10 protein-coding genes are annotated in these 12628 nt (G+C 59.0%); 2 read left to right on the top strand and 8 right to left on the bottom strand.

Annotated elements, in window-relative coordinates; genetic code table 11:
• Positions 1-367 precede the first annotated feature (367 nt).
• Positions 368-1198, top strand: coding sequence for a CHAD domain-containing protein (locus tag LC093_RS08785; protein WP_226664745.1), 831 nt, complete (start codon positions 368-370; stop codon positions 1196-1198).
• Positions 1199-1228: 30 nt separating this feature from the next.
• On the opposite strand, the gene LC093_RS08780 is transcribed toward LC093_RS08785, so the two are convergent.
• The 6 genes from LC093_RS08780 to hslV all read right to left on the bottom strand — a co-directional run bounded on the left by LC093_RS08780 (position 1229) and on the right by hslV (position 9241).
• Positions 1229-2764: an alkaline phosphatase gene (locus LC093_RS08780; RefSeq protein ID WP_413231495.1), complete on the bottom strand. Its 1536-nt coding sequence runs from the start codon at positions 2762-2764 to the stop codon at positions 1229-1231.
• A 146-nt stretch (positions 2765-2910) separates the two neighbouring features.
• Positions 2911-4590, bottom strand: coding sequence for a hypothetical protein (locus LC093_RS08775; RefSeq protein ID WP_226664242.1), 1680 nt, complete (start codon positions 4588-4590; stop codon positions 2911-2913).
• Between the two features lie 84 nt (positions 4591-4674).
• Entirely contained in the window at positions 4675-6522 is a 1848-nt protein-coding gene (locus tag LC093_RS08770; protein ID WP_226664240.1) for a PhoX family protein, read from the bottom strand.
• 136 nt (positions 6523-6658) lie between these two features.
• The gene (locus tag LC093_RS08765) at positions 6659-7036 is read right to left on the bottom strand and encodes a gamma-butyrobetaine hydroxylase-like domain-containing protein (RefSeq protein WP_226664238.1); all 378 of its coding nucleotides are present in this window, start codon (positions 7034-7036) and stop codon (positions 6659-6661) included.
• 101 nt (positions 7037-7137) lie between these two features.
• On the bottom strand, positions 7138-8451 hold the full coding sequence (gene hslU, locus LC093_RS08760) for an ATP-dependent protease ATPase subunit HslU (protein ID WP_226664235.1): 1314 nt from the start codon (positions 8449-8451) through the stop codon (positions 7138-7140).
• Between the two features lie 250 nt (positions 8452-8701).
• The gene (gene hslV / locus LC093_RS08755; RefSeq protein WP_226664234.1) at positions 8702-9241 is read right to left on the bottom strand and encodes an ATP-dependent protease subunit HslV; all 540 of its coding nucleotides are present in this window, start codon (positions 9239-9241) and stop codon (positions 8702-8704) included.
• A 117-nt stretch (positions 9242-9358) separates the two neighbouring features.
• Between hslV and LC093_RS08750 the strand changes: the two genes are divergently transcribed.
• Positions 9359-9592, top strand: coding sequence for a DUF2798 domain-containing protein (locus LC093_RS08750; protein ID WP_226664232.1), 234 nt, complete (start codon positions 9359-9361; stop codon positions 9590-9592).
• Positions 9593-9635: 43 nt separating this feature from the next.
• Here the strand turns inward: LC093_RS08750 and LC093_RS08745 are convergent, their stop codons facing one another.
• Positions 9636-10211 (bottom strand): SPOR domain-containing protein, encoded by a 576-nt coding sequence (locus tag LC093_RS08745; RefSeq protein WP_226664230.1) that lies wholly within the window; start codon positions 10209-10211, stop codon positions 9636-9638.
• A 94-nt stretch (positions 10212-10305) separates the two neighbouring features.
• A complete protein-coding gene (locus tag LC093_RS08740; RefSeq protein WP_226664744.1) occupies positions 10306-12531 on the bottom strand; it encodes a primosomal protein N' in 2226 nt (741 codons plus the stop codon).
• Positions 12532-12628 lie beyond the last annotated feature (97 nt).

The raw sequence follows: 12628 nt of genomic DNA, 5'->3' as shown, positions 1-12628 counted from the left end.
ACATTTTCCTGAGCCGCCCTCTATTTTAGGTCCATCTTTAATAACTAGAGGTCCTAGCTCAATTAATGATCCTGAGCGCTAAGCCGCCGACACCGTCGCTCAAAAATTGTACAAACCCCTGACGTTACGCGTGCTGCAGACACCAGCAACGGCTGGAGCTCTTGCTCTCCTCCAACGTCCTAGCCACCCGGTATTAGCCATACCCTCACAGAGCACGCCATCCAAAAGTTCACGCCAATACACATACACAAAACCAGTGGCCTTCGGACCCACCTTCAAAGCCGCATATTCATACGGCATTTCTTATACTTGCGCTTGGCAGCCTAGAATTACCCTATCTTTACCAAGGCCCCAGGCTAGCGTTCCAATGAGCTACGAACTCTCTCCTCGCCACCCTGTTGCAAAAAATATCGAAGAGGCTACTAAACACCAGATAAAAGTAGCCCTTCACGCTTGCGCTCATCTCTGTAGAGACGATGCAATTCACCAGGTGCGAAAGCACTGTAAAAAAATTCGCGCACTGGTTCGATTAATCAGAACAGCCACACCCGCCACTGAGCAACTCTATCGATTTGAGAATGCGCACTTTCGGCAAATCGCCGAAGTCCTTTCCGGCAGCCGCGACCCCGCATCCCTGCACAATGCCCTCACCAAGCAACTGGAAGCAAAGCGCTTTCCCGCCACTGTAGCTTTGCTGCTGGCTCGCATTGATACAACGGAGTCGGATCAGGCATTAGCGCAAGCCCAGCAACTGCTCGAACAAGGCCTGGAGCGAATTGAACACTGGGATCTGCAACCGCTCCGCAACAAGGATTTACTGCGGGGCTATACCGTCAGCTACCGGCGGGCCTATAAAGCGATGCAGGCGGCCTTTGCCGAGGGCGACGACGAGCACTTTCATACCCTTCGCAAGCGAGTTAAAGACCAGTGGTATCACAGCCGCTTAATGAAAAAGCGGAAACCCAGGCAGATTGGCCGCCGCTGCAAACACCTCAACAAACTCGCCAGCGACCTGGGAGACTGGCGCGACCTGCGGCTGCTGCGCGCTTTTGTTGCCTTCACCGGCGATCAATTGGACGGGGAATTGATACCCCTGCTGGATCAGGCGCAGTTGCGCCTGGAGCAGCTGCGGGAAAGTATCGAGTGCGGATGCGAACAACTATTTGCCTGCGAGACGTGGCAACAACAGCGCAAATAGCGAGCCTCCGCGCCAAATTAAACCGTGGATTTAGTCTTCGCCCAGCAACCCACCTGCATGTGTCATTACATGGAAGATGAAGCTCTGTTCATTGGTACCACTCAGCAGATGTGCGCCGGGGCCACGGGCCCAGATACCAACGTCCTCACCACCGTGGGTTTCACTGGGCGCGGGCACCAGAACTTCCTGATGAAAACCGGGCGCCCGGGTGTTTACCTTGGCCAGGTCGACACGGCCCGCGTGCAATGGTAATTCTTCACGTCCATCGGCATTGGTTTCCTCGCCCCGGTTGGCATAGCCCGCACCATTGGCATAGCCCACAGTAGTGTAGGGCTGGCCATCGGCAGCCAATTGCGGGTGATCCATGGGCTCACCGCGCTCATCATTACTCACCACTTTCCCGAGAATCGGGTTGCCGCGGGTCGGGTAGCCGGCGATGGTGAAGGTGTGACTGTGATCGGCAGTGACAATGATCAGGGTATCGCGTGGATCGGTATTCTCCATTGCGACCTGCACCGCATTGGCGAACTCCACGGCATCGTGCAGAGCGTTGTAGGCATTACCGGCATGGTGGCCGTGGTCAATGCGACCGCCTTCCACCAACATGAAATAGCCCTTATCACTGTTCTGCATCAGTTCGAGGCCCTTGGCGGTCATCTCGCTCAGTGAGGGTTCACCGGCCTTGTCATTCTTGCGGTCGGACTCATAACGCATGTGGGAAGGCTGGAACAATCCCAGCAGTTTATCGGTGGATTTGCTATCGAGCTTGGAAAATCCAACCTGATCCTCGATGTATACCGCGCTCTTGCCGTAGCGCTTTTGCCACTCCTGCACCAGGTTGCGGCCATCTTTGCGTTTGCCGGCAACACCTTCGAGGTCGGTCATATTGGCTGGCAGGAAGCCGCGGCGGCCACCACCCATGATCACATCGATACCATCGCCAACCGGCATTTCCACCAGTTGCGCGGCGATATCGCGGCAACCTTCAGGGGCCTCGTATTCCCAGTCGCGCTCGGGCACTTTGGCATAAGTGGTGGCCGGGGTGGCGTGGGTGATACGCGCTGTGCTGATGATACCTGTGCGTTTGCCCTGGGATTCGGCCAGCTCGAGTGCAGTGGTGAGGCCGTGTTTCAGGCTCGCTGGGCAATCACCACGGGCCACGGTTTCATCGACACTGATAAAGCCCGCTTTGGTTTTGACCCCGGTGACCATCGCGGTGGCGGTACCGGCGGAGTCCGGTGTTTGCTGGTTGGTGTTATAGGTTTTGATCAGGCCGGCGAAGGGCATCTTTTCAAAGCTGAGCTGGTACTCCTCACCCGCGAGCCCCTGTTGCTGGCCGGCGAGGATGCGTGCGGCGGTGACGGTGGAAATCCCCATACCATCACCCACGAAAAGAATGATGTTCTTGGCAGCACCGCGTTTGTTATTGATCTCACGCTCAGTGGCCCGTTGCAGGGCTGCCTGGCCTTCGCTATACCAGTGGCTGCCCTGCTGGCGCGACGGCAACCCCTCGCCATAGCTGTGGATAGAGGAAAGCAGCACCGCCAAAGAGAGGGCACTAGTCATGGATTTCCGGATCATTCTGTAACTCCCGAACAAGAACTGGCACATAAAGGCGCAGATTAGAACGGAGAGATATTACAGAGCTGTGACCGGACCTGCGAGTGCTCCGCTGGCCCGGCCCGGAAATCACCGCCAGCTCAGAAACCAGTTCAGAAATAGGAAGACACGCTCTCCACCCCGGTTTCCTGCCCTTCCGCCACTTCCCGCAGCAGGTTTTCCCTTGGGGTGAGCACCGCATCGCGGCCCTCTCGGTAGCTCTGCTCCTCGACGATTGCCCGGTAGGCCTTGTTCAGATCGAGGGCGCGACGGCGGGAAGGCATGATCAGCACGTTGATGTCTTCGGCGAGTTTGTCGAGCATCGCGGCTTGCAGGGTTCCGTCATTGTTGAAAAAGCGCGCGCGCACTTCCCCGTTGGAGCGGTATTCGTCGGCGTTGCCGACCTGGCGCAGGTAATACGCATACTCTCCCTCGCCGTCTTCACGGCGCGGCTCGGGCACACCATTCAAAGGTTTCTGGGTCCAGTGATACCAGCCCCGCTGAAAACTGTCGCCGGCGTCCAGCTTGCGGGTCATCGCGAAGCCACCGTCGACATTGGCTCCGATGGCGCCGTGGCAACCGGCGCAGGTCGCCAATTCTTCGTAGGACTGCGGGCGGAGCTCGCCATGCGCATCCTCGATGAATCCGCTATAGCGCCAACCGCGGCGATTACTGATTCCGCGTTCGATATCGCCGATTACCGGCTCGATACGGTCGGGGAAATCGTGTGCGTCCTTGAGCTCATCCGCAGCCAGTTCCCGATGCTGGAAGTAATTTACCCAACGCACTTTGCGGGCATAGCGCAATTCCTTCATACGCGCCGCCATGACCACTTCGCTATCGCCGTTGACGTCCAGGTAACGCACGCTGTGCAGGAATTCTGTACCCAGCGGATAGGAGCCGGCGGAAAGGGGCGCTTCTTCACGCTGCTGCGCCAGTCGCGCCTCACCCACGTAAGACATAAAGCGTTGTTCTCGCGGCGCCCAGTCGTAGGTCACCTGCCTGGCCGTGGAGAGTTTGCCGTCTTTATCCAGATCCACGTTAAAAACGGTTTCGTCCACCGGTTCAATGGCAACGTCGCGGCGTTTGATCAATGCCTCGACAATGGCCAGGTTCACGCGATAGACCGTGGCATCGTAGTGCCCCTGCTCCGTGTTGCGATACATCGCCGGCAGGCGGATCAGCACATCGTCGGTGGAGCCGTTGGTCGGAAAAAAGGTACCGGGGAAGGGTGTATAGGCCAGTGCCCGCCAACCGGTATAGCGGCCTTCGCTGTCGCGGTCGAAACCGTGGCGGTCAAAGTTGAACCCCGCGTCCGGCACATAGCCGTCCCAGCGGCCATTGCGGTTGCCGTCCCAGTGGCCGGGCAGGTCGTCGGTCAGCTTGTCAGCCAGCGTCACGCGATCATTTGCCGCGCGGTAGTTGTCCTCGCGTGCGTACTCCAGAATCTCGTCGTCGCTCACTGCCGCCAGGTAACCGGATCGGTCCTTGAACAGGTTGTGCCAGCGATTGGTACGCGCGGGCTCGGCAAAGTCGTACAGCAATTGCAGGTCAGGATCGTTGGTGAAATTCGGGGCCTGGCTGTTGGTGTGGCAGACGTAACAGGGGTTGCTCGCCGCAGCCTCAACGTTTTCAGTTTTCGTATAGCACTGGGGCGGGGTCACGGCGGTAGGATTGGACAGGTAGAGGCGGCCGAGGTTTGCCGGCTCTTGGGGCAGTTTTTTTTCGCTGCCAAATAAATACCCGGAAAAAACCGCAATGGCAACGGCGGTTAGTGGAATGGATACACGCATGGATCTGACTCGAGTTCACTAACAGGCAGAGCCCCGGCCGAATTCGACCGGGGCTCTGTGCGAGGGGTTACGGCGAGTAATCATTTACTCGTCGCTGACATCCATCGCCGGGAAGGGACCCACGTAGCCGGTGTAGGCGCGGTGCTCCAGGGAGCCCGGGGCAAGTTTGTCACCGTCGGATTCACCATAGGGGTGCTGGATCACGCTCATCAGGTAGGCGAAGCCGTTGATGTTCGGATACCAGTAGGGTGAGGTGGTCTCGGAGCCATAGGGCGTGGTCTGGATACGAGTCAGGCCAGCGGTGTAATCCGCCGCGTCCACTGCGTCCAAATTGAGGGACCAGATCACATCGTTCTGGTGGCCGGAACCGGTGTCTTCACCGATGATCAGGGTATTGTAACCAGTGATAAAAGTGACGTTGTCCGGGCTGGCAATTGAATCTGCGTCGCAGCTGTAGCTGGCGAAGGGGCTGTCTTCCGGGTATTCCGCGGGAATACCCCCGATCAGGCCACTCATGTTGATGGCAACGTAATCGGAGCCGATTTCGCTGTCCGCGGCGACATCCAGCTGATAGATAGCGCCGCAGGAATTTTCTTCGGCGATCTGGATATGGCCGGCACCGTCGGTCATGCCTTTACGTACTTCGCTCATGGCCACGTAAAGCCTGCTGCCGGCCGGATCGAAGGTCACACCTTCCTCCTTGCGGAACTCGGTAGAAGCGCCCATCAGCGCCGCGTAGCGACGGGTCTCGAGGCGGGATGCCACGGTTTCCATGCCCGCTTTCACGCTCAGGCACTCGGTGTTGCCGTTGGTAGCGGTCTCGACACAACCTTCGGCATCCACTTCAAAAAGATCGTTAAAGGTGAGAGCCGGAACGCCGTCGGCACCGTGTACCGCAACATTGATCTCGTCGTTGCTGGCGTGGCCCAGGGAAATCCACTCCAGGTCGGCACTACCGAGGCCTTCGGCGGAAGTCTGGTTCCACTTGGCCGCATACAGGGTCCCGGCGCTCAGGTCGCCTTCGGCATCCGCGATAAACATGTAGAAGCCGACATTGGTGCCGTCGTCGGTCATATATACGGTTTTGGAATCGGGCATTACGTAGGACAGCTCGAAGGCCAGACGGCCCATGGCGTAGTGCTTGACCAGGTCGGTGGTCGGCGCGGCATCGCCTTCGGCGGCTACATTAATTTCGATATTCCAGCCGTAGAAGTAGGGGTTCCACTGGCTCGGGTCGGCGTAGTACTCAAGCATGGTGCGGGAGTAACCATCGCCTTCAACCTCGACACTGGTCGGCAGGTAACGGGCATCCGGCTCGTATTCTTCGGACGCCAGGTGCGCGTTCCACGGAGTTACCGACGCAGCACAGTGTACCCAGCCACCGTCTACACCAGACTGGTCGATCTGCCACAGGTCTTTGGTGGAAAGTTCACCGGTAGTGGCGTCCTGATCCAGCTCCATCAGGAACATGGCACCCGGGCGGGTTTCCATTTGCGATACAGAAAACAGGCGATCGCCGATCGGCAGCAGGGAAGTGTGCTCGTTGGCATCAGTCACCTTGAGCATGCCGTCTTCGTCGTACAGCGGCTGACCGGCGGCGTCTACCAGCTGGCCAAAAACCACGTTGGCATTTACGGAGTCTCCGGAGCGCAGCAAGGTATGGAATCCGATTTCATATTCCTCGCCGTCTACAGTCACTAGCGGTGAAGCCAGAATCTGGCGTTTTTCACTATCGGTAGCCGGGGCCTGTACGCCGCTGAAGCTCAGTGTCCGCTCAGGCGTTTCACTACCACCGCTACCGGGATCAGGATCTGGCGTAACGACCGGAGGATCATTGCGGTTGTTGTCGTCACTACAAGCGGGAATCAGTGCGAAGGCGGCCAGGATAAATCCCAGCTTTAAAGCCAGCGGTGTTTTGGTGAAAGGAATCATTGTTGCCCCGAACTCAAAATTATTTTGGAGCGGGGATTTAATCGGCTGCGGGTGACAGCGTAGTGACACGACGGCCACAAGATGTGAATAGTTGGTTAATTTTTTATTAACAAAAACGGCACCATCGTGCCGATTGTCAGTCGATAAATTTCACTGCGCTCTCGTCCGGGTCGCGACCTTTACCTTCGCTTTTCAGTCTTTCCAGATAGGCCTGCCATTTTTGTTCCTGCTGCTCGCACAGCTCGCGCAGATAGGCCCAGGTATAAATGCCACTATCGTGGCCATCGTCGAAGAATATCTGTAGCGCATAGCGTCCGGCGGCTGCCACTTTTTCCATGCCAACATGCAACTTTCCGCTCACCAACGTCCCTTCGCCGACACCATGGCCGCGCACTTCTGCACTGGGGGAATACACTCGCAGGTATTCCGCTGGCAGGGAAAATTCCCCATCGGCGTATTGCAGAATGAGTTTTTTATCCGATTTGTCCAATCGGATTTTTTTTGGCGGGGACATGATGGATCCAAAAAGTTATCACCTTGTAGGAGCCTGCTTGCAGGCGAAGTGCCCGGCGTGGCGAACATTCGCCTGCAAGCAGGCTCCTACAGAGATTGGGATTAGAGAATAAAGCGGGACAGGTCTTCGTCTTTACTCAACTCACCCAGGTGCTTATCGACATAAGCGGCATCGATGGTGATAGAAGTATCGCCATCGCCACCGACGAAAGAAATTTCTTCCAGCAGCCGTTCGAGCACGGTGTGCAGGCGGCGTGCACCGATATTTTCGGTGGACTCATTCACGTCAAACGCGACTTCGGCAATGCGGCGGATACCGTCTTCGGAGAAGCTCAGGTTTACGCCTTCGGTTTCCATCAGCGCTTTCTGCTGTTCGGTCAGGGAAGCGGATGGCTCGGTGAGAATGCGCTGGAAATCGTTAGAGGTCAGCGAGCTCAGCTCTACGCGAATCGGCAGGCGGCCCTGTAGCTCGGGGATCAGGTCCGAGGGCTTGGACAGGTGGAAGGCACCTGACGCGATAAACAGGATGTGATCGGTCTTGAGCATGCCGTACTTGGTGGTAACGGTGCAGCCTTCGATCAGCGGCAGCAGGTCGCGCTGTACACCTTCGCGGGAAACGTCGGCACCTCCACTTTCCTGGCGCTTGGCCACCTTGTCTATTTCGTCGATGAATACGATGCCGTTCTGTTCCGCGGACTGGATCGCTTTGGTCTTGATCTCTTCGTCGTTGATCAGCTTGCCGGCTTCGTCGTTGGTAAGCTGCTTGAGCGCCTGCTTGACGGTGAGCTTGCGCTTCTGGGTTTTGCCCTTGGACATGTTGGAAAACATGCCCTGCAGCTGGTTGGTCATTTCTTCCATGCCGGGCGGCGCCATGATTTCGACACCCATGGGAGACGCGGAAACGTCGATTTCGATTTCTTTGTCGTCGAGTTCACCTTCGCGCAGTTTTTTGCGGAACACCTGGCGGGTACCGGAGTCGCGGTCGCCGGGCTCGGTGGAGCGGGCGGGGGGCAGCAGGGCGTCGAGGACACGTTCTTCGGCGGCGTCCTGCGCGCGCTGTTCTACGCCGGCCATGGCGCGCTCGCGCTCAAGCTTGATGGACATTTCCACCAGGTCGCGCACGATGGATTCCACGTCGCGACCGACGTAACCGACTTCGGTGAATTTGGTGGCTTCGACTTTGATAAACGGGGCACCCGCCAGTTTGGCGAGGCGGCGGGCAATTTCGGTTTTACCTACGCCAGTCGGGCCGATCATGAGGATGTTTTTCGGGGTGATTTCGGCCCGCAGTTCCTCGCTGACCTGCATGCGCCGCCAGCGATTGCGCAGGGCGATGGCAACGGCGCGCTTGGCGTCGTTCTGGCCGACGATATGGCGGTCGAGTTCGTGGACGATTTCTCTGGGGGTCATGGACATAACAAAACTCGTAATTCGATGTTCGGCGTTCAATGTAGGAGCCTGCTTACAGGCGAACTATCACCAATAATTTTTTGCACACCGTCCGTTCTAAGCTGGTGCGGTGGCGGGTGATCACCGGGATAAAGGTTTCAGGACCGCTGTGAATACATCCCTGTACGCTCTGTCGGAAACATCCCTGTTTCCGACAGTCCTGAAACCTTTATCCCGGCGCCCACCCTTCGATTTAGGGTTGCGCTCACTTTCCCAATCAGTAACTCAACTCTTCAATCGTGTGATTGTGGTTGGTGTACACACAGATATCGCCAGCAATTTTCAAACCCTGCTCAACAATACTGCGCGCATCCATCTCGGTGTTGTCGAGCAGCGCACGGGCGGCGGACTGGGCGAAGGGGCCGCCGGAACCGATGGCGATCAGGTCGTCTTCCGGCTGGATAACGTCGCCATTACCGGTGACGATCAGGCTGGCGGTTTCGTCGGCGACTGCGAGCAGGGCTTCGAGGCGGCGCAGGGCGCGGTCGGTACGCCAGTCTTTGGCGAGTTCGACGGCGGCGCGGGTGAGCTGGCCGTTATGGGCCTGCAGCTTGGCTTCGAAACGTTCGAACAGGGTGAAGGCGTCGGCGGTGCCACCGGCAAATCCGGCGATGACTTTGTCGTTGTAGAGGCGACGGACTTTGCGGGCATTGCCTTTCATGATGGTGTTGCCCATGGAAACTTGTCCGTCACCGCCGATGACGACCTTGCCGTTGCGACGGACGGAGAGAATGGTTGTACCGCGATATTGTTCCACGTGTGCCTCACTGTTCGGGTTGAGTACCTCTAAGTGTGGGCGAGGGGGTGAAATTTCAACTTTCGACCATGCCACCTATAATTGGCGCCAATTTATTCATCCTTCGAGGAATGGCCTGTGGCTCGTATCAAGCGCCGGTATTACACCCTGGTTTTCGCGTTGTTTATGTCGCTGTTTATGTCGGCGATGATGTCCGGGGTGGTGACGGTCATGAATACCGGCCTGTCCGAAGGATTCATGACCCGCTGGTTCCATGCGTGGCTGGTGGCGTGGGTGATCGCGTTTCCGCTGGTATCAATGATCGCGCCGGTGGCGCACTGGATTACTCAGAAACTGGTAGCGAAGGAATAATTCGCGCGCAGTGAATTTGCCGGCGTCCAACTGCCCCGAGCACTTACCCTTTCGCCGGGCGCTTCAGAACCAGCGGCATCAGGCGGTGATCCGCCAGTATTTCCCGCGCCTTGGCGACTTTCGAGCGGCTGGTATAGGGGCCTACAAGTACCCGGTGCCAGGTACCTCGACTGTCAGTGGCGGATTCAACCTTGGCATCCAGGTTGGCGAGCATCAGCTGCGCGCGCAGGCGCTCGGCCTCGGCGGCATCGCGGAAGCTGGCGGCCTGGAGGATGTATACGAGGTCGGAGGCGGGGTCGCTGTGATCGACAGTTTTACCGCTGTCACCACTCTTGTCTCCGCTGTCGCGCACCCGTACCTGCTGGTTTTTCGGCTTGGGTACTTTGACCTCGTTTTCCTCCAGCAAAGTATAAAAATCAAAGCGTGGCTTGGATTCGGCGGGCGCCGCTTTCTCCGCCGCGGGCTTGCTACTTTTTGCCGTGACCTTGGCCTGCTCAGTTTTCATATCGTTGAGCAGGAAGATGAACACCGCAAAGCCCCCAACGAAATTGCCGAGCACAAACCACACCCATGCGGGTTTGCCGGAAGACTGTTTGCGGCGGGTGTTGCGGCGGCTCATGGGGTTCTCTCGTAAATCTTATTGATGTTTGCAAGTAGGCAATGATAACGCGTGATGGCGGGCGGTGCAGTCTCCGACCTGACTGACCGCCTGTTTAGGACAGCTCCTGCGCATCCATGTCCACGGCCCAACGCAGGCGACGGTTTTTGTTGCTTTCGGCCCAATGCGTGAAACGCGCCAGCAGCCCCTGGAGCAGACCACGCTTTTCCGCGGTGATCTGCAGGTAGAAACGGAAGCGACCGGATTTTCGCTCCAGCAGCGCGGGAACTGGCCCCAGGTACTGAAGCTGGGGCGAGGGCGGCGCGAGCGCTTGCAGGTAATTGCGCGCGTTGTTGAGGAACTCCTCCGCCCAGCGAGGCTCTTCGCACTCGGCGCGCACCAGTGCCATGGCGCGGTAGGGCGGCAGGCCGGTGAGTTCACGCTCTTCGAGCAGCTGCCGAGCGAAGGGACCATAGCCCTTGTTCAGCAGCAGTTGCAGCAGCGGGTGTTCCGGGTAGCGGCTCTGCACCAGAACATGGCCGGGAAGGTCACCGCGCCCGGCGCGGCCGGCCACCTGCTCCAGCAGCTGGCCCATGCGCTCGGGGGCGCGGAAGTCGGCGCTGAACAGGCCACCGTCGGCATCCTGAATCACCACCAGGGTCACTTTGGGTAAATGGTGCCCCTTGGCCAGCATCTGGGTACCCAGCAACAGGCAGGGCTCGCCATTGCGCGCCGGCTCCAGCAGCCGGTCGAGAGCCTGCTTGCTGGCGGTGGTGTCGCGGTCGACCCGAATCACGGGAAAATCACTAAACGTGTGCGCAAGGAAGTCCTCACTGCGCTCGGTACCGGTGCCCAGCGCATTGATATTGCGGCTGTGGCACTGGGGGCAGCGGTGCACCTCCGGCTGGCGGTAGTCACAGTGGTGGCAGCGCAGGTGCCGCTGGCGGCGGTGCAGGGTGAGCTTGCTGGAGCAGTGCGGGCAATCCGCCAGCCAGCCGCAGTCATCGCAAGTCAGCGCGGGTGCATAACCCCGACGATTGATGAACACCAGCGCCTGCTCACCGCGCGCCAGGGTATCGCCGATATGGCGCAGGGACTGCGGCGCGAACCCCTCCTGCAGCGGCTGGTGTAGTGTGGGAACCAGACTGATCTGCGGTGGGCGCGCGTTGCCGGCACGGTGGCGCAGGCGCAAGTGCTGGTAGCGGCCGGACAGCGCATTGTGCAGGCTTTCCAGTGACGGGGTGGCGGAGCCCAGCAGTACCGGCACACCGGCGTTGCGCGCCAGCACTACCGACAGGTCGCGGGCGGAGTAGCGCACGCCATCCTGCTGCTTGAAGGAGCCATCGTGCTCCTCATCCACCAGGATTACCCCCAGCCTCGGCAGCGGGGTGAAGATGGCCGAGCGGGTACCGATAACGATATCCGCCACCCCACTGGCCGCAGACAGCCAGGCGCGGGCGCGCTCACCGTCGGCGAGACCGGAGTGCAGGGCGGCGATGCGGTGGTCGGGGAAGCGCGCGGCAATGCGACGCAGGGTTTGGGGAGTAAGACCAATCTCCGGTACCAGCAGCAAGGCCTGCTGGCCTTCCGCCAAAGCCCGCTCCATCAGGCGCAGGTAGACCTCGGTCTTGCCGCTACCAGTAGTGCCTTCCAGTAAGGAAGCGCTGAAATTGCCGAGTGAAACTGCGTCAATAGCCTCGCGCTGTTCGTCATTGAGTTCCGGCGCGGGGCGGGGTGCCACTTCTTCCATCGGCGGTGGTGCGGTGGGGCCAGACTCCCAGCGCGCGAGCCCGCGCTCGATTAGGGCCTTGCACACTGTGGTGTTGAGTCCGCGGGCGTTGAGGACGGTGCGACTCTGACGTCCGCTGCGCAACAGGAGTTGCAGCAGCTCCTGCTGCTTCTTGGCTCGCGCCAGCGCGGTTTCCGGCAGGCCTTTGCCCTCGGTGGTAAGTTCGAGCCACTGTTCCGCCCAGTGGTCCGCCGGCTTGCCCTTGCGCAGGGCTACCGGCAGCGCGGCCGCGTAGAGTTCGCCGAGCGGCGCCTGGTAATAGTCCGCCGCCCACTGCAGGAACCCGCGACTGCGATCATCAAATACCGAGAGGCTATCGATCTGCTCCAGCGCCGGCTTGAGCTCTGCCAGAGGGGATTCACTGACCACATCCACCAGTACGGCAACCAAACTGCGGTTGCCAAAGGGCACCCAGAAACGCTGCCCGGGGTGCAGATCGTCAGCGGTGAGACCTGCCGGCGGCAGGTAGTCAAACAGGCGGCGCAAAGGCACCGGAACTGCCAGACGCAGTATGACCGGATGTTCCCGTTTTTGACCGGATTCAACCCCCACAAGCTCCAAAGCGCTACTCCCTACTGCTGGCGCAAAAAAGGCGATGATAACGCAGAACCTTATGCTTGAATCACCGGGCTAATCTGATAGTATGCGC

The sequence above is a fragment of the Microbulbifer aggregans genome, from assembly GCF_020524005.1.
Lineage (GTDB): Bacteria > Pseudomonadota > Gammaproteobacteria > Pseudomonadales > Cellvibrionaceae > Microbulbifer > Microbulbifer aggregans_A.
This window is presented reverse-complemented; position numbering and strand designations above follow the sequence as displayed.